Below are 21644 nucleotides of genomic sequence, written 5' to 3' on the forward strand. Positions count from 1 at the left end.
GCGGAGTCTAAGCGAGTCCGCACCAAGGGAACAACGCTCAGCATGGCACCCAGGTTCCTGCCTCGGCCAACACGCGCGGTGTCACGCCCCGAACAGGTCCCCTTGTCCGTTTCCGGCGGCCTGTGAACGGGGTGGTGCGAGACCGAGGTGCGCCCACGCCGCCGGGGTGGCGACCCGCCCGCGCGGGGTGCGGGCGAGCAGACCCTCCCGCACGAGGAAGGGTTCGGCCACCTCTTCCACGGTCTCACGTTCCTCGCCGACCGCGACGGAGAGCGTGGACAGGCCGACGGGTCCGCCGCCGAACAGCTTCAGCAGGGCCTCCAGCACGGCCCGGTCCAGCCGGTCGAGGCCCCGGGCGTCGACCTCGTAGACGGCGAGGGCCGCCTCGGCGATGCCCCGGGTGATCACTCCGTCGGCCTTGACCTGCGCGTAGTCCCTGACGCGGCGCAGCAGCCGGTTGGCGATACGGGGCGTGCCGCGGGAGCGGCCGGCGATCTCGGCGGCGCCGTGCGCGTCGATCTCCACGTCGAGCAGATGCGCCGAGCGGTGCACGACCCGCTGCAGCTCGGCGGGCTCGTAGAACTCCATGTGCGCGGTGAAGCCGAAGCGGTCGCGCAGCGGGGGCGGCAGCAGTCCCGCCCGGGTGGTGGCGCCGACCAGGGTGAAGGGGGGCAGTTCGAGGGGGATGGCGGTGGCGCCGGGGCCCTTGCCGACGATCACGTCGACGCGGAAGTCCTCCATCGCCATGTAGAGCATCTCCTCGGCGGGCCGGGACATGCGGTGGATCTCGTCGAGGAAGAGGACCTCGCCCTCCTGGAGGGAGGACAGGATCGCCGCGAGGTCGCCCGCGTGCTGGATGGCGGGGCCGGAGGTGATGCGGATGGGGGCTTCCATCTCGGCGGCGATGATCATGGAGAGGGTGGTCTTGCCCAGGCCGGGGGCTCCCGAGAGCAGCACGTGGTCGGCGGTGGCGCCGCGTGCGCGGGCGGCGCGCAGCACGAGGTCGAGTTGTTCGCGGACCTTCTCCTGGCCGATGAACTCGCCCAGGTCCTTGGGGCGCAGGGCGGCCTCCACGGCCTGGTCCTCGCCGTCGGCGACCGAGCCCACCAGCCGCTCGCCGGCGGCGTCCGTGTCGGTGGCGTCGTCCCAGTTCATGTGCGTATGCCTCAGCTCTCGGTACGGGCTATCGGGCGCGGTTCAGCGTCTGCAGTGCCGCCTTGAGCAGCTGCCCCACCTGCGGAGTGCCCCCGGCGGCCTCCGCCTGGGGCGTGACGGCGGCCACCGCCTCGTCGGCCTCCCGGGTGGCGTAGCCGAGGCCGATCAGGGCGGCGTGCAGCTGGTCGCGCCAGCCGCTGGTGACGGGTGCGCCGACGGCGGGGGCGCCGGTCGGCTCGCCGAGGCGGTCCTTGAGCTCCAGGAGCAGTTTCTGCGCACCCTTCCTGCCGATGCCCGGGACGGCGGTGAGCGCCTTCTCGTCCCCGGTGGCGACGGCTCCGCGCAGGGCGTCGGGGCTGTGCACGGCGAGCATCGCCTGGGCCAGCCGGGGGCCGACGCCGCTGGCCGTCTGGAGCAGCACGAAGACCTGGCGCTCGTCGTCGTCGGCGAAGCCGTACAGCGTGAGGGAGTCCTCGCGGACGACGAGGGAGGTGGCGAGCTTGGCGGGCTGTCCGACGCGGAGCGTGGAGAGCGTGTTCGGCGTGCACTGGACGGCCATGCCGACACCGCCGACCTCGACCACCGCGGCGTCGGGGGCGAGGGCGGCGACCGTGCCGGAGACGAAGGCGATCATGTCGTACGGCCTTTCGATGCGTGCGGGCGTGCGGTGGCGCGGGGCGCCTGCGGGGTCCCCGAGGCCTGCCGGGCGACCGCCTGCTGGAGCCGGTTCTGGGCGGGGGCGCGCCAGATGTGGCAGATGGCGAGCGCGAGGGCGTCGGCGGCGTCGGCGGGCTTCGGCGGCGCGTCCAGCCGCAGCAGCCGGGTGACCATGGCCCCGACCTGGGCCTTGTCGGCGCGGCCCGAGCCGGTGACGGCGGCCTTGACCTCGCTGGGCGTGTGCAGGGCGACGGGGATGCCCCGGCGGGAGGCGCACAGGATGGCGACCGCGCTGGCCTGGGCCGTGCCCATCACCGTCCGCACGTTGTGCTGGCTGAAGACGCGTTCCACGGCGACGTACTCGGGCCGGTGCTCGTCCAGCCACTGTTCGAGGCCCTGTTCGACGGCGACGAGGCGGTGGCCGAGGTCGGCGTCCGCCGGTGTGCGCACCACTCCGACACCGAGCATCGTGAGCGGGCGCCCGGCCACCCCCTCCACCACGCCGACACCGCACCGGGTGAGGCCCGGGTCCACCCCCAGTACGCGCACGCGTCGGCTCCTTCCCTCGATCACCTGTTTGTGCAGGCTATCGGGTGCCACTGACAGGGCGACGGGCCGACGGAAGTGTCCCGCCGGCCCGCTGAGCAGTGGACGCGTTACGCGTCGACCTTCTCCATGATCTCGTCGCTCACGTCGAAGTTGGCGAAGACGTTCTGCACGTCGTCGCTGTCCTCCAGGGCGTCGATGAGCTTGAAGATCTTCCTGGCGCCCTCCTCGTCCAGCTCGACCTGCATGGTCGGGACGAAGTTTGCCTCGGCGGAGTCGTAGTCGATCCCGGCGTCCTGCAGGGCGGTGCGCACGGCGACCAGGTCGGTGGCCTCGCTCAGCACCTCGAAGTTCTCGCCGAGGTCGTTGACCTCCTCGGCGCCCGCGTCCAGCACGGCGGTGAGGACGTCGTCCTCGCTCAGCTCGCCCTTGGGGACGATCACCACGCCCTTGCGGTGGAACAGGTAGGACACCGAACCCGGGTCGGCCATGGAACCGCCGTTGCGGGTCATCGCGACGCGCACGTCCGAGGCGGCACGGTTGCGGTTGTCGGTGAGGCACTCGATGAGCACCGCGACACCGTTGGGACCGTAGCCCTCGTACATGATCGTCTCGTAGTCGGCGCCACCGGCCTCGAGACCGCCACCGCGCTTGATGGCGGAGTCGATGTTCTTGTTCGGCACCGACTGCTTCTTGGCCTTCTGGACGGCGTCGTAGAGGGTCGGGTTGCCCTCCAGGTCGACACCGCCCATACGCGCGGCGACCTCGATGTTCTTGATCAGCTTCGCGAAGAGCTTGCCGCGCTTGGCATCGATCACGGCCTTCTTGTGCTTCGTCGTGGCCCATTTAGAGTGGCCGGACATCTGCCTGTCTCCTTCGCGTAACCCATCTCTGCAACGAACGCAGGAATCCTACAAGGACTCGGCCGTCCGGTTCGCGCGTGTCATGTCGACGAACAGGGCGTGCACGCGGTGGTCGCCGGTCAGTTCCGGGTGGAACGACGTGGCCAGCGCGTTGCCCTGGCGGACCGCCACGATGTGTCCGCCGTGCTCGGCGAGCACCTCGGCCCGGGCGCCCACGGACTCCACCCAGGGAGCGCGGATGAAGACGCCCTCCACCGGGTCGCCGGCGACGCCCGCGACGTCGACCGCCGCCTCGAAGGACTCGTTCTGCCGTCCGAAGGCGTTGCGGCGCACGATCATGTCGATGCCTCCGACGGTCTCCTGGCCCGAGCGCGGGTCGAGGATCTTGTCGGCCAGCATGATCATGCCAGCGCAGGTGCCGTAGACGGGCATGCCGTCGCGCACCCGTGCGCGCAGGGGCTCCATCAGGCCGAACAGGACGGCCAGCTTGGAGATCGTGGTGGACTCGCCGCCGGGGATGACCAGGCCGTCGACCTCGGCGAGCTCCCCGGGACGCCTGACCTCCCTGGCCGTTGCGCCGGCCGCGGCCAGGGCGACGAGGTGCTCCCGCACGTCGCCCTGGAGGGCCAGGACGCCGACGACCGGTGCGTCGCTCATCGGCGGACTACCAGCCGCGGTTGGCATAGCGCTCGGCCTCGGGGAGGGTGTCGCAGTTGATGCCGACCATGGCCTCGCCCAGGTTGCGCGACGCGTCCGCGATGATCTTCGGGTCGTCGTAGAAGGTGGTCGCCTTGACGATGGCGGCGGCGCGCTTGGCCGGGTCGCCGGACTTGAAGATGCCGGAGCCGACGAAGACGCCCTCGGCGCCGAGCTGGCGCATCAGCGCGGCGTCGGCCGGGGTGGCGACACCGCCGGCGGAGAAGAGGACCACGGGGAGCTTGCCCAGCGCGGCGACCTCCTTGACCAGCTCGTACGGGGCGCGCAGCTCCTTGGCGGCGGCGTACAGCTCATTGTTGTCGTAGCCGCGCAGCCGGGCGATCTCGTTCTTGATCTGCCGCAGGTGGCGGACGGCCTCGACGACGTTGCCGGTGCCGGCCTCGCCCTTGGAGCGGATCATCGCGGCGCCCTCGGCGATGCGGCGCAGGGCCTCGCCCAGGTTGGTGGCACCGCAGACGAAGGGGGTGGTGAACGCCCACTTGTCGGAGTGGTTGACCTCGTCGGCGGGGGTGAGGACCTCGGACTCGTCGATGTAGTCGACGCCGAGCGACTGCAGCACCTGGGCCTCGACGAAGTGGCCGATGCGGGACTTGGCCATCACGGGGATGGAGACCGCCCCGATGATGCCCTCGATCATGTCCGGGTCGGACATCCGGGCCACGCCGCCGTCCTTGCGGATGTCGGCGGGGACCCGCTCCAGCGCCATGACGGCGACGGCGCCGGCGTCCTCGGCGATCTTGGCCTGGTCCGGCGTGACGACGTCCATGATCACGCCGCCCTTGAGCTGCTCGGCCATGCCGCGCTTCACGCGGGCGGTGCCGGTTTCGGGACCCTGGTTTTCGGAGAGCGTGCTGGACACGGATGACCTCACTGACGGGAAAAGGGGGGTTCTGCAGCACTGAGGAAACGTGAACGGAGCAGTCCACAGCAAGGGCCAATGGGAAGCCGGTGGATCGTTTTCGGTCGGGGGCGGTCCTGCGGCGGGGCCGGGCGGCCGGATCCCGCCGTTACGCGGCCCGCTCGCCCAGGGCGGCCGGCGGCTCGTCGTCCATCTCGACGGCCATCGGGAACGGCGCGTGTCCGGCCAGCCGGAACCAGCGCACCTTGCGGTGGCGGCGCAGCGCCCGCGCGGCGCGGACGGCGTCGTTGTGGAAGCGCCGGGCCATCGGGACCCTGCGCACCGCCTCGCCGAGTTCCAGGGCCGTCTCCTCTCCCCCGGGCGCCTCCTTGACCGCGTCCACCTGCGGCGCGTCGGCGAACACCGCGCGCAGGGCCTGGCTGAGCTCGCTCTCGGCGACCTCGCGCTGCTCCTCGACCGCCTGCCGTGCGGCGTGCGCCGCCTCGTAGAGCACGATCGAGGCGGCGGGGTCGAGCACACCCGAGGTGGCCAGTTCCTGTGCCACGGAGGCGCGGCGCAGCAGTTGCGCGTCGAGCGCGGCCCGGGTGGCGTCGATACGGGTGTGCAGCCGGTCCAGCCGCCCCGCCGTCCAGCTCAGGTAGAGGCCGACGGCGACGAGGACGACGAGGATCCAGATGAGGGTTGCGGTCACGGGCGGCAAGGCTACCGGGACGTCCGCCGGGGCCGGCCGCCGTCACCGGGGGCCGGCCTCGCCCGGGACCTCGCCGCGCCCGGTCACCGGGCCGGCGGCGCCGGCCCGGGACGCCCGTCAGCCCTGGTCGCGCGCCAGTCCGAAGCGTGCCCGCAGTCCCGTCGCGCGGTCGTCCGTCGCCACCGCCGCCGCGCCCGCCGTCACCGTCTCGTAGACCGACAGGATGTCCGCCCCGACCGTCGACCAGTCGAAGCGGCGGACGTGGGCGCTGCCGCGCTCGCGCAGCTCCGCGCGGCGCTCCGGGTCCGCCATGAGCCGTACGGCCGCGTCGGCGAGGGCGTCCGCGTCCTCGTTGGCGAACAGCTCGCCCGCCGCCCCCTGGTCGAGGACCTGGGCGAACGCGTCCAGGTCGGAGGCGAGCACCGGGGCGCCCGCCGACATGGCCTCGACGAGGATGATGCCGAAGCTCTCGCCGCCGGTGTTGGGCGCCACGTACAGGTCGACGCTGCGCAGGAAACGGGCCTTGTCCTCGTCGCTGACCATGCCGAGGAACTCCACGCGCGGGCGCAGCTCCCGGGGCAGCGACTCGACCGCCTCCTTCTCGTCGCCGCGGCCGGCCACCAGCAGCCGGGTCGCCGGGCGGGCGGCGAGGATCTTCGGCAGGGCCCGCATCAGCACCGGCAGGCCCTTGCGGGGCTCGTCGATCCGCCCGATGAAGCCGATGGTGTCGCCCTGCCACTCCGGTCTGGGCTCGGCCTCGGCGAAGAAGTCGACGTCGACGCCGTTGGGGATGACCACCGCGTCCCCGCCCAGGTGCTCGACGAGGGTGCGGCGGGCGTACTCGCTCACCGCGATCCGCGCGCTGATCTTCTCCAGGGCGGCCTGGAGGATCGCGTACGCGGCGATCATCGCGCGGGAGCGCGGGTTGGAGGTGTGGAAGGTGGCCACGATCGGCCCCTCGGCCGCCCAGCAGGTCAGCAGGCCGAGCGAGGGCGAGGTCGGCTCGTGGATGTGGACGACGTCGAAGGCGCCCTCGTGCAGCCAGCGCCGGACCCGCGCGGCGGACAGGAAGCCGAAGTTGAGCCGGGCCACCGAGCCGTTGTACGGCACCGGCACCGCGCGGCCCGCCGAGACCACGTACGGCGGCAGCGGGGTGTCGTCGTCGGCCGGGGCGAGGACGGACACCTCGTGACCGAGCCGGATGAAGTACTCCGCCAGGTCACGGATGTGGAACTGGACGCCGCCCGGTACGTCCCAGGAGTACGGGCAGACGATGCCGATCCTCACGAGGTCCCCTTCTGATCCTTCTCGGGGGCCGTCACCGGGTCCCGCGCGGGGTCGAGGTCCCTCAGCCACAAGCGCTGCAGCATGTGCCAGTCCTCCGGATGGTCGGCGATCCCCGTGGCGAAGGCGTCGGCCAGCGCCTGTGTCATGACAGACGTCTTCTCAGGGCGCGTACCTGACGCGGGGACCTCGACCGGCGGATGCACTCTGCCGCGCATCACGGGCGAGTCGTCGTACCAGAGGGTCACCGGCAGCAGGCGGGCGCCGGTCTGCTGGGCCAGCAGGGCGGGTCCGGCCGGCATCCGGGCGGTCTCGCCGAAGAAGCCGACCTCGACGCCGGAGGCGGACAGGTCGCGGTCGGCGACCAGGCAGACCAGTCCGCCGTCGCGCAGCCGCCGGGCCAGTGTGCCGAAGGCGGAGCCGCCGCTGTGCGGGAGCACCTCCATGCCGAGGCCCTCCCGGTAGGCGACGAACCGGTCGTACAGCGTCTCCGGCTTCAGCCGCTCGGCGACCGTGGTGAACGGTATGCCCAGCTTGGTGGTGACCCAGGCCCCGGCGAGGTCCCAGTTGGCCAGGTGCGGCAGTGCCAGGATGACGCCCTTGCCCGCCGCCATCCCGTCGGTCAGATGGTGCAGGTCCTTGGGGTCGAAGCCGCTCGCCACCCGCTCGGCGCTCCAGGCGGGCAGCCGGAAGGACTCCATCCAGTACCGCAGATACGACCGCATGCCCGCGCGGGACAGCTCCGCCAGCCGTTCCGGGCCCGCGTCGGGCACGACGCGGGCATAGTTGCTCTCCAGCCTGAGCACGCCCTTGCCGCGCTGCTTCCACGCGAGGTCGGCGATGCTCCGGCCGAGACGGACGGCGACGGGTTCGGGCAGCTTCTTGACGGTGCCCCAGCCCGCGCCGTAGAGGGTGTCGGTCAGCCGCTCCCGGGCGCTCACTTCGCGGCCTCGCTCCCCCGGGTGTCCTGCCGCTCGGCGGCCTCGGCCTCGGCGGACTCCCGGCGCACGGTGACGACCCGCTGGATCAGCGTGACCAGGCTGCCGACGGCGACGATCCACAGCGCGACGGGCAGCAGGTACTGGATGCCGGGCACGCCGAACGCGTGCAGACCCGCGAGACCGGCCGCGACCAGCGAGATCACCAGCCGCTCGGCCCGCTCGACCAGTCCGTTCACGGCGACCGGCAGACCGATCGACTCACCGCGCGCCTTGGTGTACGACACCACCTGGCCGCTGGCCAGGCAGAAGATCGACACCGCGCACAGGGCGATGTCGTCACCGCCCCCGGCGTACCAGAGGGCGAAGCCGCCGAAGATCGCGCCGTCGGCGACCCGGTCCAGTGTGGAGTCCAGGAAGGCGCCCCAGCGGCTGGAGCGGCCCAGCTGGCGCGCCATGTTGCCGTCGACGAGGTCGGAGAACACGAACAGCGTGATGACGACCGTGCCCCAGAAGAACTCGCCCACGGGGTAGAAGACCAGCGCGCCCGCGACCACTCCGGCGGTGCCGATGAGCGTGACCGTGTCGGGGCTGACCCCCCGCCGGATGAGAAACGCGGCGAACGGTGTGAGGACACGCGTGAAGAATGCACGCGCGTACTTGTTCAGCATGGCCTTCCCGAGGGTCGGTGGGCCGCGCGGCCCCACTGGCCACCGGCGGGCACAATCGTAGCCACGCGCGCGCGTGGGCGGTGGCGGGGCACCCGGGCGCCCGCTCCGGGACGGGGTCCGTACCGGAGACCCGGAGGCGGGCGGCGGGATCGTGTCCCTCGTATGGACGCGCCGTGACGGGAGTGGAAAGCTCGAAGGACCGCGGGCGTCGCCGGAGCCGCACCGCACGCGGATTCCGCGGGTCCGCGCCCACAGTGACCTCACCGTGCACGGGAGGCAGGATCATGGGCGACAAGGCGCACACACACCCCGGGGCCGCCGGCAGGGCGCGGGCGGCCGACCATCCCACGTCCGTACGGAATGTGGTGCTGGTCGGCCACTCCGGATCGGGCAAGACGACGCTGGTGGAAGCCCTCGCGCTGACCGCGGGGGCGGTGAACCGGGCGGGCCGCGTGGAGGACGGCGGCACCGTCTCCGACTACGACGACATCGAGCACCGGCAGCAGCGTTCCGTACAGCTCTCCCTGGTGCCGGTGGAATGGGACGGCATCAAGGTCAACCTGCTGGACACCCCCGGATACGCCGACTTCGTCGGGGAGCTCAGGGCCGGTCTGCGCGCCGCGGACGCGGCCCTCTTCGTCGTCTCGGCCTCGGACGGCGTGGACGGCTCGACCCGCATGGTGTGGGACGAGTGCGCGGCCGTCGGCATGCCGCGCGCCATCGTCGTCACACACCTCGAGGCGGCCCGCGCGGACTTCGACGAGATGACCCGGATCTGCGCCGAGACCTTCGGCGGCGACGACCCCGACGCCGTGCTGCCGCTGTACCTGCCGCTGCACGGCCCCGAAGGACCCGACGGGCACGCGCCCGTGACGGGGCTGACCGGACTGCTGTCGCGCAAGCTCTTCGACTACTCCACCGGCGAGCGCAAGGAGTCCGAGCCCGGCGAGGAGCAGCGGCCGCTGATCGAGGAGGCCCGCGGCCGGCTCATCGAGGGGATCATCGCCGAGAGCGAGGACGAGACCCTCATGGACCGCTATCTCGGCGGCGAGGACGTCGACGTCAAGACGCTGATCCAGGACGCGGAACGGGCGGTCGCCCGCGGGGTGTTCTTCCCCGTCCTGGCCGCCGCCCCCGCCGCCGACGGCGCCCGGCAGGGCCTCGGCACCGTGGAACTGCTGGACTTGATCACCGGCGGCTTCCCGACCCCGCTGGAACACGGCACCCCGAGCGTCACCACCCCGGAGGGCAGGCCGCGCGAGCTCAGGCCCTGCGACCCCGACGCCCCGCTGGTCGTGGAGGTCGTGAAGACCTCGTCCGACCCCTACGTGGGCCGGATCTCCCTCATCCGGGTGTTCTCCGGCACCCTGCGGGCCGACCAGACCGTCCACGTCTCCGGACACGGGCTGGCCGACCGGGGACACGAGGACCACGACGTCGACGAGCGGATCGGCGCGCTGTCCACCCCGTTCGGCAAGCAGCAGCGGCCCGTCCCGCACGTCGTCGCGGGCGACCTGGCGTGCGTGGCGAAGCTCGGCCGCGCGGAGACCGGCGACACCCTGTCCGCCAAGGACGACCCGCTGCTCATGGAGCCCTGGGAGATGCCCGACCCGCTGCTCCCGCTGGCCATCCGGGCCCACAGCAAACCGGACGAGGACAAGCTCTCCCAGGGCCTGTCCCGGCTGGTGGCGGAGGACCCGACGATGCGGCTGGAGCAGAACCAGGACACCCACCAGGTGGTGCTCTGGTGCCTGGGCGAGGCGCACGCGGACGTGGCCCTGGAGCGGCTGCGCAGCCGCTACGGCGTCCAGGTCGACGTCGTCCCGCACCGGGTGCCGCTCAGGGAGACCTTCGGCGGCAAGGCCGCCGGGCGCGGCCGGCACGTCAAACAGTCCGGCGGGCACGGGCAGTTCGCCATCTGCGAGATCGAGGTGGAACCGCTGCCGAACGGCTCGGGCATCGAGTTCGTCGACAAGGTGGTCGGCGGCGCCGTGCCCCGGCAGTTCGTCCCGTCCGTGGAGAAGGGGGTACGGGCCCAGGCGGTCAAGGGGGTCGCCGCGGGGCATCCGCTGATCGACGTGCGGGTGACGCTCCTCGACGGCAAGGCGCACTCGGTCGACTCCTCCGACGCCGCGTTCCAGACGGCCGGCGCGCTGGCCCTGCGGGAGGCGGCCGCGGACGCGACGATCCATCTGCTGGAGCCGGTGGCCGAGGTGAGCGTCCTGGTCGGGGACGACTACGTGGGCACCGTGATGAGCGACCTGTCGGGCCGGCGCGGCCGGGTGCTCGGCACCGAGCAGTCGGCCGGCGGACGCACCCTCATCAAGGCCGAGGTCCCCGAGATCGAGATCGGCCGGTACTCCATCGACCTGCGCTCCCTCTCGCACGGCACCGCCCGCTTCAGCCGCCGCTACGCACGGCACGAACCCATGCCGCCGCAGGTGGCGCAGCGGGTCACCGAGGAGGCGCGTGCCGCCTCCTGACCGGCGCCGGGCGCCCCCGGGGAGACCCGGCGGGCGCCCGCGCACGCGCCTCGTACGCGCCTCCACAGCGCCTCGTGCCGGGGCGCCTTCGGGCGGGCTCACCCGGTGCCGCGGACGGCTTGGGCCGTCCGCAGACGCGGGGCAGTGGCTGCGGATACCCTGAAGACCTGATCAACAGGTGTGCGCAGCACGGAAGTCGGGAAGGCCGCAAGACGACAGTCGCGGCGATCGGGGGCGGGAATGACCGTTGAGAGCGGTTACGCGGAGTTCTTCGGTCCGCAGGTGCCGCGCACCGGCGACGAGGGGCAGACGCCGACCTTCGCGCTGGCGTCCGCGGCCTACCGGGACAACGAGGCGGAGGAGCTGCTCAAGGCCAACAGCGAGTGGCACAAGTCCGCCGTCGGCAAACCCAGGTTGAAGCTGCTGCGGCCGAACCTGGGCGAGGCCTACTCCAGGGCGATCATCGACCGGATGCTGGGCTCCGGGCGCGCACCGCTCATCCAGTCCTTCGGCACCCAGCCGCAGGTGGTGGTGGAGCACGCGCTCGCCGCGCACCGCATCCGCCGCGAGCGGGACAACTGGCTGAGCGCCGTCATGGTCCTGTGCGGCCTCCTCTTCCTGCCCGGGCTCATCCTGTGGCTGCTGGTCTTCCAGATCCGTACGACGATGGCGAAGCGCGAGGACAAGAGGGCCGGCGCACTCGCCACCACCCTGCTCGTCGCGGTGGGCGCGCTGGCCGTGCTCTTCCTCATCCGCATGCCGTTCGAGGGGTTCTGGGGCTGGTACGCGCGCGCGGCCGTCGTCGCCCCGGTGCTGGGCTGGTTCTGGGCCAAGCAGATCTGCGAGCGCACGGCGAGGGACCTGCGCGAGCGCTGGGCCGGCCTGCTCTCCGGCAGCAGCGTCGGCGCCAAGGTGCCCGAGGCGGTGCCGAGCAGCCCCGGCGAGACGGCGGCCGAGCAGCTGCGCCAGTCCCTGGCCCGGCTCGGCGCCGAGCAGCAGTCCAACTCCGTCTTCTACGCCGGTCCCAAGGGCATACTCGGCATGGGCACCCGCTGGGGCAGCTGGCAGCTCGCCGAGGACCTCGTGCAGGCCGACCCGGACCGGGAGATCCACCCGTTCCGCAGCTGGGACGTCGTCAAGGCCATCTACGACCGGCTGCGGATGCTGGAGCGCGGCCCGCTGCACACCGGGGGCTTCCCCAAGCCGTCCGTGCGGCACTGGATCGTCACGCCCATCGGCGAGAACGCCGACTCGGTCTCCCGGCCCGAGGGGACGGACGTCGAGGCGTACCAGGTCAAGACCCACGCGATACAGGACATCTGCAACAAGCAGCAGTTCGGCGCGGGCGACCGGCACTACCTGGGTGTGCAGTGGACGCTGTGGGACGGCCAGCTGGTGCTCACCATGCTGATCACCGTGACCGTGCTGCACGAGACGCTGCGCATCGAGGTCACCGGGCACGCGCTGGGGCCGGTGCACTCGCTCTTCACCAGCAAGCCGGCGGCCAAGGAGAAGGAGGTCCAGAAGTCGATCAAGTTCTGGGAGACCCGGAAGGTGAAGCTCCCGCTGGTCGACTCCGACGAGGTGGTGCGGCTGGCCGCCCGGGCGCCCCTGACCTGGTACCCGCCGCTGCTGTACTGGCTCGGCGGCAAGCTGAGCCTGCCCGAGCCGTTCGGTCTGCGGCACGCCTGGGCGGACAAGCCGTGGCGGCACCGGTTCATGGCGGACGACGCGCTGCGCGCGGCCGCGCCGGTGCTGCGGGTGGTGCACTCCGCGGCGATCAAGGTGCTGGACGAGCACGGCGTGGACACGGAGAAGTTCGGGTCGCGGTCGTCGTTCCTCAGCACGGCGGTGCAGGACGCCTCGCCCCGCAAGGCGGACGTGTACGACGCGTGAGCCTCCGGCGGCCAGGGCGGGCCCGCCCGCCTAGGCCGCCGGCCAGGCCTCCGCGAGCATCTTGCGGGTGTCCGCGAGGAGCTGCGGCAGCACCTTCGTGTGGCCGACCACCGGCATGAAGTTGGTGTCGCCGCCCCAGCGCGGGACGACGTGCTGGTGGAGGTGGGCGGCGATGCCCGCGCCCGCGACCGTGCCCTGGTTCATGCCGATGTTGAAGCCGTGGGCGCCGGACGCGGCCCGCAGCGCCGCCATCGCCTGCTTGGTGAGTTCGGCGAGCTCCGCCGTCTCCTCCACCGTGAGGTCCGTGTAGTCGGCGACGTGCCGGTACGGCACCGTCATCAGGTGGCCGCCCGTGTACGGGTACAGGTTGAGCACCGCGTACACCAACTCGCCCCGCCGCAGGATCAGCCCGTCCTCGTCGGACTTGGCCGGAAGGGAGCAGAAGGGGCAGCCGTCGTCGGCGCCCGGGCCGCTCGGCTTGTTCTCGCCCTGGATGTACGCCATCCGGTGGGGGGTCCACAGACGCTGGAACGCGTCGGGCGTTCCCACTCCCAGCTGCTGTTCCGGCTCACTCGTCATGCGTGCAGCATATGGCGTCACCGGAGGGGCACGGAAAAGGCCCCCGGGATCGCTCCCGGGGGCCGTGCCCCGCACCTGCGGGGCGTCCGGTCACACCTGGACCCGGCGCTCCACCACGTCGAGGAGCTTCGCCAGTGCCTGCTCGCGCGGGATGCCGTTCTCCTGCGAGCCGTCGCGGTAGCGGAACGAGACGGTGCCCGCGTTCATGTCCTCGTCACCCACGATGATCATGAACGGGACCTTGAGCTTCTGCTGGGTGCGGATCTTCTTCTGCATCCGGTCCGAGGAGGAGTCGACCTCCACCCGCAGGCCCTTCTGCCTGGCCTCCGTGGCGAACTTCTCCAGGTACTCGACGTGAGCGTCGCCCACCGGGATGCCCACCGCCTGCACCGGCGCCAGCCACGCCGGGAACGCGCCCGCGTAGTGCTCGAGGAGCACCGCGAAGAACCGCTCGATCGAGCCGAACAGCGCGCGGTGGATCATGACCGGGCGGGTCTTGGAGCCGTCCGCGGCGGTGTACTCCAGGTCGAAGCGCTCCGGCAGGTTGAAGTCGAGCTGGATCGTCGACATCTGCCAGGTGCGGCCGATCGCGTCCTTGGTCTGGACGGAGATCTTCGGACCGTAGAAGGCGGCGCCGCCGGGGTCCGCCACGAGTTCCAGGCCCTGCTTCTCGGCGACCTCGCGCAGCGTCTGGGTGGCCTCTTCCCAGGCCTCGTCCGAGCCGACGAACTTCTCCGGGTCCTTGGTGGACAGCTCCAGGTAGAAGTCGGTCAGACCGTAGTCGCGCAGCAGGTTCAGGACGAAGGTGAGGGTCTTGTCGAGCTCCTCGGACATCTGCTCGCGGGTGCAGTAGATGTGCGCGTCGTCCTGGGTGAAGCCGCGGGCACGGGTGAGGCCGTGCACGACGCCGGACTTCTCGTACCGGTACACGGTCCCGAACTCGAAGAGGCGCAGGGGCAGTTCACGGTAGGACCGGCCGCGCGCGTCGAAGATCAGGTTGTGCATCGGGCAGTTCATGGGCTTGAGGTAGTAGTCCACGCCCTCGTCGAGCTGCATGGGCGGGTACATGCCGTCCGCGTACCAGTCCAGGTGGCCCGAGGTCTCGAAGAGCTTCCCCTTCGTCGCGTGCGGGGTGTAGACGAACTCGTAGCCCTCCTCCTCGTGGCGGCGCCGCGAGTAGTCCTCCATGACCCGGCGGATGATGCCGCCCTTGGGGTGGAAGACCGCGAGGCCGGAGCCGATCTGCTCCGGGATCGAGAACAGGTCGAGCTCGCTGCCCAGCTTTCGGTGGTCGCGCTTCTCGGCCTCGGCGAGGAACTCCAGGTGCGCCTTCAGCTCGTCCTTGGTCGGCCAGGCGGTGCCGTAGATGCGCTGGAGCATCGGGTTCTTCTCGCTGCCGCGCCAGTACGCGGCCGCGTTGCGCATCAGCTTGAACGCCGGGATGTTCCGGGTGGTGGGCAGGTGGGGACCCCGGCAGAGGTCCTTCCAGCACAGCTCGCCGGTCTTCGCGTCGAGGTTGTCGTAGATCGTCAGCTCGCCGGAGCCGACCTCGACGTCCGCGCCGTCGTCGTGCGAGGCGGAGCCCTTGAGGCCGATCAGCTCCAGCTTGTACGGCTCGTCGGCGAGTTCCTCGCGGGCGGCCTCGTCGGTCACCACCCGGCGCGAGAAGCGCTGGCCGCGCTTCTGGATCTCCTGCATCTTCTTCTCGATGGCCTTGAGGTCATCGGGGTGGAAGGGCTTGTCGACGTCGAAGTCGTAGTAGAAGCCGTCCTTGACCGGCGGGCCGATGCCCAGCTTGGCCTCGGGGAACAGCTCCTGCACGGCCTGCGCCATGACGTGCGCGGTGGAGTGGCGCAGGATGTCCAGGCCGTCCTCGGAGGAGATCTCCACTCCCTCGACGGTCTCGCCGTCCGCGACCTCGTACGAGAGGTCCTTGAGCTCGCCGGCCACGCGCGCGGCGATGACCGAGCGCTCGCCGGCGAAGAGCTCGGCGGCCGTAGTGCCCGTCGTCACCACGCGTTCTTCCCGCTCGGAATCCCGCTGGATGATCACACGGACGTCTGACACCGGTCTCTCCTGACTGAAGGCTGTGGTCGCGGCGCCATACCGGAGCGCACGCATGGGTGCGATCGTACCGACCCGGACCGGCCGACCGCGAAATCATTCCCCGCAGTCCGGCCCGCAGGCCTCACCGAAGAAGGCCGCGGTCTCGGCGTTGGCCTGCAGTGCCTTCATCAGCCGGTCCCGTTCGGCCTCGTCGACCTGGACCGGCGCCACCTCCTGGACTCCGGTGAGCCGGCGGAAGCCGCCCCGGCTCTCCAGCCGCCCGCGCACCCGCACCGGCAGTCCGACGAGATGCGCGTGCCCGGCGACCCGGTAGTCCTCCTCGCCGAGCGTGATCCGGACCTGGCCGACCTCCGCCCCGGCGAGCACCCGCAGCCGGACCGTGCCCTCGCCGCGCGGCCCGGACCGGTGCATCCGCACGACCGCGCCGGTGATCCGCACCGTGACGGACGGCTCCGCGTGCCGGTAGCGGAGTCCGGCCTCGAGCAGGACGGGCAGGTCGCCGGGCGAGAACTCGACGGGCTCGGCGGAGGCCGCGCAGCCGGCGGGCACCCCGGCCGCCGGGGACCAGGCGACGGCGATCCGGGCGCCCTCGGTGCCCCGGACCAGGGCGACGAGGGCCTCGGTGAGCTCATGGCTGACGCCGGCCGTGACCGCCGTGTCGAAGGCGTCCATGCCGCCGGTGGCGCGGCGGTAGTCGATGGCCTCGCGGGTGGCGTGGAGGGCGTGGTGGAGGCGTACGGCGAGGGGGCGGCCGGTGGTGACGGGGGCGAAGACGGTCAGTCTCCGGCCGTCCGGCGCGGGGCCGACCAGGACGGTGTCGAGCTCGGCGGCGGCCGCGCGGCGGTGCCGGGCGCCGTGGAAGCCGGTCCGGGCGCGGGCGGCGAGCGCTGCGGCGAGCAGGATCCGGCGGGCGGCCGAGCGCAGCTGCTCCTCCGTGGTCCAGGCGGTGGCGCCGCCGGGTGCCGCCGGGATGTCGCGCCACCAGTGGATCTCGTCGCTGGGGACGGCGAGGGCGAGCAGGATCTCGCGGGCGGAGGGGGTGCCGGTGCGGGACAGGGCGAGCAGGGCCTCCGCGAGCAGGTCGTCGCTGTCGGGGAAGGCGCGACTCGCCGGTACCAGCAGGCTGGTGCCGGTACCCGGTCCTGGCGGGGTCCAGCGGCCGTAGCGTCCGGCGGCGCCGCCTCGCCGCTGCCAGCCGTGCCGGCGCAGCAGGGCGGTGAGCACGGCGGGGTCGACGTCGGCGGGCGCGGGCCCGTCGTGGACGGCGTCCGTATCGGGGTGCGGGCGTACGGGCTTCAGGGGTTCTCCGGTCGGGCGGTGCGTCACGGTCTTCCTCCCGTCCCGACCCGCGTCATGATCTCGCACAGCGCCCGGTCGTCGAAGATGCGTGAAGTGGGGATCCGTACGGTGGTGCGGCGCCGGCCGGTGACGGGGTGTCCGGCGAGGTTGGTCCAGTAGCAGCAGTGCCGCAGGTCGAGCCGGTCGTGTCCGGCGCGCAGCCAGTCGTCCTGCGAGCGCGGCACGATCATCACGACCAGGATCTTGTGCACGGAGACCGGGGTGCGGGCGAGCTTCTCCAGGTGGGCGTTGTCGAGCGTGAAGGAGAAGTGCCGGCCCGGGGGGCCCGGGGCGAGCTGGTAGGTCGCCTTGAGCTGCACCTTGATGGTGACCTCGTCGTCGACGAGGTGCCCCGGGGCGCTGTGGCTGACGTGCCAGTCGATGCCGTTGTCCGGGAATGGCTGGGACAGGGAGCAGCCCGCGGCGGCCGCGACGGCGTGCAGATAACCGACCTGCAGGGTCTCCATGCAGGCGGTGGTGGCGAGGGTGCCGCGGGTGGGTGGCGTGCGCTCGGGCAGCAGCCCGCCCCGTTCGGGCTGCGCGATGGCCATGGCCAACAGCCTTCCAGAACAAGTTTTTCCCCGTTGCGGGTCGCTGAACTGCACGGACCCGTACTCCTGTTGTCTCCTTCCGGCGTACGGCGCAAACAGCCCGGGTATCACCGGTTCGGGCAGCGGACGGCGCGTCAACTGCCGACGAAGATCGAGGGGTTGGTGGGTATGACGTATTGGTACGAGGGGCCGCTGGCCGCTTTCGACACGGAGACGACGGGCGTGGACGTCGAGAACGACCGGATCGTGTCGGCCGCCCTCGTCGTCCAGGACGCGTCGGGCGCCCGGCCGAGGGTGACCCGCTGGCTGGTCAATCCGGGGGTGCCGGTGCCGGCCGCGGCGACGGAGGTGCACGGGCTGACGGAGGAGCACCTGCAGCGCAACGGCCGGTGGCCCGCGCCCGTGATGTACGAGATGGCGGAGGCGCTGGCGGAGCAGGCCGCGGTGGGCCGTCCGCTGGTGGTGATGAACGCGCCGTTCGATCTGACCCTGCTGGACCGGGAGTTGCGCCGGCACCGCGCGTCGTCGCTGGGCCGCTGGCTGGAGCGGTCGCCGCTGCGGGTGCTGGACCCGTGGGTGCTGGACAAGCATCTGGACCGCTATCGCAAGGGCAGGCGCACGCTGACCGATCTGTGCGCGCACTACGGCGTCCCGCTGGAGGGGGCGCACGAGGCGGCGGCGGACGCGGTGGCCGCGCTGGAGGTGACCCGGGCGGTGGGGCGGCGTTTCGCTGCCCGGCTGGAGCGGCTGTCCCCCGCCGAGCTGCACACCCTGCAGGCGGTGTGGCACGCGGCGCAGGCGCGCGGGCTGCAGGCGTGGTTCGCGCGCAGCGGCACGGAGGAGGTGGTGGACCCGGCGTGGCCGCTGCGTCCGGAGCTGCCGGCGGCGGCCTGAGCCGGAGCCCCGCCGGGGATGCAAGAAGCCGGTCCGTCTGAGACGGACCGGCTTTCCCGGTGGGCGATACTGGGTTCGAACCAGTGACCTCTTCGGTGTGAACGAAGCGCTCTCCCACTGAGCTAATCGCCCGGGAACGCAGTGAACAATACAGGTCCGGGGACGCTTCCTTCAAACCGCTTCCAGGTACGCGGCCAGTCCGCGGCGCCCGGCGCGCATCATCATCGCGTGGTTGGCGCGGAAGACGGGCCGGGCGGGCACGGCGAGCAGGCGCAGCAGCCGCTTGCGGACGTCGACCTCCTGCTCGTAGTGGGCGAGACAGCCGTGGGCTCCCAGACCGGTGACGGTCCAGCGGGCCCAGCCGTCGATGTCGCCGGACAGGCCCGCCTCCAGGACCCCGGTCTCCCGGTCGCGCCGCCCCTCCCGCACGGTGGAGGTCAGGTCGTACGGCAGCAGGGAGCGGATCGTGACGATCCCGCTGGTGTCGTCGAGGCGGGTGACCTCGCGCACCTGGGGCCACCACAGGGGGTAGTCCTCGATCCGTTCCAGTGCTCCGTACACCGTGGCGGCGGGCGCGGACAGGGTCCACAGACTGCGGAAGCGGTAATGGTTCCAGTCCATGTACGGAGTGTGCCCGCCCGCGCCCCGGATGTGCGGTTACGGCATCCGGTCCCCCAGCAGCGCCAGGAGCTCGATGGCGGCGAGTCCGTAGAGCGCGGTGTCGTTGGTGGAGACCCAGGCGGCCTCGCTGCCGGCGACCAGGGCGGCCGGGCCGCTCACCTTCTCGGTCTTCCAGGGCGCCGACTCCTTGTAACCGTCGGAGTCGTAGAACTTCTGCCAGGCGCGCTCGGCCAGCTTCGCGTCGTCCGTCCGTACGGCGGCGTAGGCGTCCAGGCGGGAGTGGCCCTGGAAGAGGATCAGGCTGCCGAAGTTGGAGCCGTAGCGGGCCGCCTGTTCCGTCTTGCTCGCGTTGAAGTAGCGGCAGTAGTCGTAGTACGCCTCGTCGAACTCCGGCATGTCGACGAGGTCGATGAGTTCGGCGCAGAGCTCGTTGAGGCCGAAGACGGCCGAGAGGTGGGACACCTCGACCTTCGGGGTGTCGGCGACGGCGAACCTGCCGGTGTCGAGGTCGTAGAGACCGCTGCCCTGGACGAAGCCGTTGGGCTGGGCGGCGATGGTCTCCATGGTGGAGAGCACGCGGGCCCTGGCCTTCTCCCACTTGGGTCCCTTGCGTTCCCATTCGGTGAGCCAGGCGGAGACCAGTCCGCTCCAGTCGGTGCCGAAGCCGATGGACAGGGCGTTGCGGTCGGGTGTGTAGGGCTCGGTGCGGATCTTGCGCAGCGGGTCGAGGGCGAGGAAGGTCTCGTCGGAGTCGACGTTGGCGTGCATGAGGTCGCCGACGCGTTCGTCGGCGGTGAGGAAGTAGTAGAAGCGGCGGTAGGTGGTGTTGGCGATGCGCTGCTGCTTGGCGCTGTCGGCGTAGTGCTGGACGCCGTGCCGGGTGCCGAGGCCGGCCCATTTGCCGAGGTGGTAGACGTCGACCTCGCCGGTGTGGCGGGTCATCGCCTCGGCGAAGCGGAAGATGTCGGCACGGCCGGAGCGCAGATACGCGTACCAGAGCCACAGGTCGGGTGAGAGCTCGGAGTTGTCCCAGGCGTAGCCGCCGACGTCGTACCGCCACTGGTGCCGGACGGTGTCGTAGGTGTGCATGATGTCGCCGTAGTCCCAGAAGCCGTACCAGCGGCGCTGCTCCACCTGGTCCTTGTAGTAGGTGAAGAGGAAGTCGAGGTGGTCCTCGATCCTCGCCTTGGCGGGGGTGGAGCGGTCGGGTTCGGCGAACAGGCCCTTGCCGAAGACGCCGGCGCCGACGAGCTGTCCGGGCGGGGCGGCGAGCTGCGGGAGGACGCGGACGGCCTCGACCTGTTCGGCGAGCTTCTCGGCGCTCGGGGTGGACTCGTTGGCCCAGAAGAGGAGTTCGGAGGTGCGGGCGATGCCGTAGGGGGTGCCGAACTCGGGCTCGTAGTCCTCGTAGGTGATGTTGAGGCCTTCGAGCTGTTCCGGGAAGGTGTCCTGGCCCATGCCGTCGTGGTAGAAGCGCAGGTCCATGGGCTGGGCCTCGGGCGACCAGAGCCAGAGGGTGACCTCGGCCTGGTCGGTGTGGGCGTCGCGGATGTCGAGCTGGGCGGGGTGCTTCTCCCAGAAGTCGCGCAGGCCGAAGGAGAGGCCGCCGCCGACGCCGCCGACGTAGCCGAATCCGGAGGCGCGGCGGCCGCCGCCGGCGGCGATCCAGCCGTGGCCCTTCTTGGTGCGCTTGCGCAGGGTGAAGCCGTCGGCGGAGAGCTGGGAGAGGGTGTAGTCGCCCCATTCGGGGATGTACTGCAGCCGGGTGGTGACCCGCTGGTCCCAGGTGGACGGGTCGGGCAGCCGCTCGCCGGCGAACTGGGCGGCCTGTACGGCGGCTCCCGGGTCGCGGCGCAGTCCGGTGATGCCCTTGACGGCCTCGCGGAGCAGGCCGGTGCCGTCGCCGCCGAGGCGGATGTGACGGTCGTAGGACTCGTCGCGCAGGGGGACGGTGAAGCGGACGCCGATGCCGCGGATGAAGTCGCCGCTCGCCTTGCCGGGCTCCTGGTTGCCGTCGTAGGTGATGGTGTGGACCATGCGGAAGGAGTCGGCGCCCGCGTAGAAGTAGAGGCGGACGGAGAAGGGCAGCCAGCTCCGGTGGCCCTTGCGGTGCTTGCCGTCGACGCGGACCACCGCGCGGACCGGTCCGTCCTGTTCGACGGTGACCTCGGAGATCGTCCCGTCGAAGCGCTCGGTCCTCACCGTGGTCTGGTCGCCGTCCTCGGCCTCGGGCTGGCGCAGCAGGACGAGCCGGCCGTTCCTGGCGATCTCGGTGGAGCCGCGGGTGACGGACTTGACGAGGGTGGCGCCGGAGGTGCCGATCCGCGCGGTGATGACGCCGGTCGACACGTCGACGGTGCCGCCGCGTCTGCCGACGGTGACCTTCTTCTCGGGTGCGGTGGGCGTCCCCGCGGTCAGGGTCAGCTTGCCTGAGCCCGAACTCACGGCGTGGGCGGTCCATTTGAGGGAGCCGTCGGGCCAGTAGGCGAGAGGCCAGGACTGGACGGGGACGGACTTCCCGCCGGCGTCGGTCACGGCGAAGGTCTGGTTCTCCCGGTGGGCGCCCTTCGGCCAGGGCACACCGACGGTGGAGCCGGGGGCCGCGCCGAGGCCGCCGTCCTCCAGCCAGTCCAGGGTCACCGGGTCGGGGTCCGTGCCGGCGGGCCCGGACCGGGGCGCCGCGGTGGCGGTCTGCGTGCCGAGGGCCCAGCTGAACTGGGCGGCGGCTCCGGCGACGGCGGCCGCCTTGAGCAGGGATCGGCGGGGGATGGGGGACATGGCCTTTCCTTTCCGTTGCGGGGCGTGCAAGGGGTGATGTCAAGGGCATGACAGAG

The 21644-nt window shown here is 71.8% G+C and carries 19 protein-coding genes and 1 tRNA gene; 3 read left to right on the top strand and 17 right to left on the bottom strand.

Translation table 11 applies throughout. The features are described 5' to 3' along the window. Positions 1 to 81: 81 nt before the first annotated feature. From ruvB to pgsA, 10 genes are all read right to left on the bottom strand, one after another. Positions 82 to 1155, bottom strand: a complete 1074-nt coding sequence (gene ruvB / locus CNQ36_RS06155) for a Holliday junction branch migration DNA helicase RuvB (RefSeq protein ID WP_004933880.1) — start codon at positions 1153 to 1155, stop codon at positions 82 to 84. 28 nt (positions 1156 to 1183) lie between these two features. After that, a complete protein-coding gene (ruvA, locus tag CNQ36_RS06160) occupies positions 1184 to 1789 on the bottom strand; it encodes a Holliday junction branch migration protein RuvA (protein WP_121545247.1) in 606 nt (201 codons plus the stop codon). Further along, positions 1786 to 2361 (bottom strand): crossover junction endodeoxyribonuclease RuvC, encoded by a 576-nt coding sequence (gene ruvC, locus CNQ36_RS06165; RefSeq protein ID WP_121545248.1) that lies wholly within the window; start codon positions 2359 to 2361, stop codon positions 1786 to 1788. Before ruvC ends, ruvA begins: the two co-directional genes overlap by 4 nt. A gap of 107 nt (positions 2362 to 2468) precedes the next feature. Further along, the gene (locus tag CNQ36_RS06170) at positions 2469 to 3221 is read right to left on the bottom strand and encodes a YebC/PmpR family DNA-binding transcriptional regulator (protein ID WP_004933872.1); all 753 of its coding nucleotides are present in this window, start codon (positions 3219 to 3221) and stop codon (positions 2469 to 2471) included. A 48-nt stretch (positions 3222 to 3269) separates the two neighbouring features. Continuing rightward, positions 3270 to 3878: a pyridoxal 5'-phosphate synthase glutaminase subunit PdxT gene (gene pdxT / locus CNQ36_RS06175; RefSeq protein WP_121545249.1), complete on the bottom strand. Its 609-nt coding sequence runs from the start codon at positions 3876 to 3878 to the stop codon at positions 3270 to 3272. Between the two features lie 7 nt (positions 3879 to 3885). Further along, positions 3886 to 4734, bottom strand: coding sequence for a pyridoxal 5'-phosphate synthase lyase subunit PdxS (gene pdxS, locus CNQ36_RS06180; protein ID WP_240659460.1), 849 nt, complete (start codon positions 4732 to 4734; stop codon positions 3886 to 3888). Positions 4735 to 4945: 211 nt separating this feature from the next. Beyond that, positions 4946 to 5488: a LemA family protein gene (locus tag CNQ36_RS06185; protein ID WP_121545250.1), complete on the bottom strand. Its 543-nt coding sequence runs from the start codon at positions 5486 to 5488 to the stop codon at positions 4946 to 4948. Positions 5489 to 5605: 117 nt separating this feature from the next. Continuing rightward, positions 5606 to 6775 carry a glycosyltransferase family 4 protein gene (locus tag CNQ36_RS06190; protein ID WP_121545251.1) on the bottom strand — a complete coding sequence of 390 codons (1170 nt, stop codon included), beginning with the start codon at positions 6773 to 6775 and terminating at the stop codon, positions 5606 to 5608. Next, positions 6772 to 7713 carry a phosphatidylinositol mannoside acyltransferase gene (locus CNQ36_RS06195; RefSeq protein ID WP_004933860.1) on the bottom strand — a complete coding sequence of 314 codons (942 nt, stop codon included), beginning with the start codon at positions 7711 to 7713 and terminating at the stop codon, positions 6772 to 6774. The genes CNQ36_RS06190 and CNQ36_RS06195 overlap by 4 nt, the downstream gene beginning before the upstream one ends. Next, the gene (gene pgsA / locus CNQ36_RS06200; protein ID WP_121545252.1) at positions 7710 to 8381 is read right to left on the bottom strand and encodes a phosphatidylinositol phosphate synthase; all 672 of its coding nucleotides are present in this window, start codon (positions 8379 to 8381) and stop codon (positions 7710 to 7712) included. The genes CNQ36_RS06195 and pgsA overlap by 4 nt, the downstream gene beginning before the upstream one ends. A 284-nt stretch (positions 8382 to 8665) precedes the next feature. On the opposite strand from pgsA, the gene CNQ36_RS06205 reads away from it, so the two are divergent. After that, entirely contained in the window at positions 8666 to 10864 is a 2199-nt protein-coding gene (locus CNQ36_RS06205) for an elongation factor G-like protein EF-G2 (protein WP_121545253.1), read from the top strand. Between the two features lie 240 nt (positions 10865 to 11104). Continuing rightward, positions 11105 to 12760, top strand: a complete 1656-nt coding sequence (locus CNQ36_RS06210) for a hypothetical protein (protein ID WP_004933852.1) — start codon at positions 11105 to 11107, stop codon at positions 12758 to 12760. Positions 12761 to 12790: 30 nt separating this feature from the next. Here the strand turns inward: CNQ36_RS06210 and CNQ36_RS06215 are convergent, their stop codons facing one another. From CNQ36_RS06215 to CNQ36_RS06230, 4 genes are all read right to left on the bottom strand, one after another. Further along, positions 12791 to 13339 (bottom strand): HIT family protein, encoded by a 549-nt coding sequence (locus tag CNQ36_RS06215; RefSeq protein ID WP_040907673.1) that lies wholly within the window; start codon positions 13337 to 13339, stop codon positions 12791 to 12793. 90 nt (positions 13340 to 13429) lie between these two features. Continuing rightward, the gene (gene thrS, locus CNQ36_RS06220) at positions 13430 to 15406 is read right to left on the bottom strand and encodes a threonine--tRNA ligase (RefSeq protein ID WP_004933846.1); all 1977 of its coding nucleotides are present in this window, start codon (positions 15404 to 15406) and stop codon (positions 13430 to 13432) included. 93 nt (positions 15407 to 15499) lie between these two features. Continuing rightward, positions 15500 to 16732 (bottom strand): hypothetical protein, encoded by a 1233-nt coding sequence (locus CNQ36_RS06225; protein ID WP_121545254.1) that lies wholly within the window; start codon positions 16730 to 16732, stop codon positions 15500 to 15502. Beyond that, positions 16729 to 17295, bottom strand: coding sequence for a DUF4365 domain-containing protein (locus CNQ36_RS06230; RefSeq protein ID WP_121545255.1), 567 nt, complete (start codon positions 17293 to 17295; stop codon positions 16729 to 16731). The genes CNQ36_RS06225 and CNQ36_RS06230 overlap by 4 nt, the downstream gene beginning before the upstream one ends. Positions 17296 to 17463: 168 nt before the next feature. Here CNQ36_RS06230 and CNQ36_RS06235 point away from each other — a divergent pair, with 168 nt between their 5' ends. Beyond that, a complete protein-coding gene (locus CNQ36_RS06235; RefSeq protein WP_004933839.1) occupies positions 17464 to 18189 on the top strand; it encodes a 3'-5' exonuclease in 726 nt (241 codons plus the stop codon). Between the two features lie 60 nt (positions 18190 to 18249). On the opposite strand, the gene CNQ36_RS06240 is transcribed toward CNQ36_RS06235, so the two are convergent. The 3 genes from CNQ36_RS06240 to CNQ36_RS06250 all read right to left on the bottom strand — a co-directional run bounded on the left by CNQ36_RS06240 (position 18250) and on the right by CNQ36_RS06250 (position 21588). Next, positions 18250 to 18321: transfer RNA gene (locus tag CNQ36_RS06240), tRNA-Val, on the bottom strand. Between the two features lie 39 nt (positions 18322 to 18360). Further along, on the bottom strand, positions 18361 to 18810 hold the full coding sequence (locus tag CNQ36_RS06245; RefSeq protein WP_004933835.1) for an SRPBCC family protein: 450 nt from the start codon (positions 18808 to 18810) through the stop codon (positions 18361 to 18363). 36 nt (positions 18811 to 18846) lie between these two features. After that, positions 18847 to 21588, bottom strand: a complete 2742-nt coding sequence (locus CNQ36_RS06250; RefSeq protein ID WP_121545256.1) for an exo-rhamnogalacturonan lyase family protein — start codon at positions 21586 to 21588, stop codon at positions 18847 to 18849. Between the last annotated feature and the right edge of the window lie 56 nt (positions 21589 to 21644).

Source organism: Streptomyces fungicidicus, from assembly GCF_003665435.1.
GTDB lineage: Bacteria > Actinomycetota > Actinomycetes > Streptomycetales > Streptomycetaceae > Streptomyces > Streptomyces fungicidicus.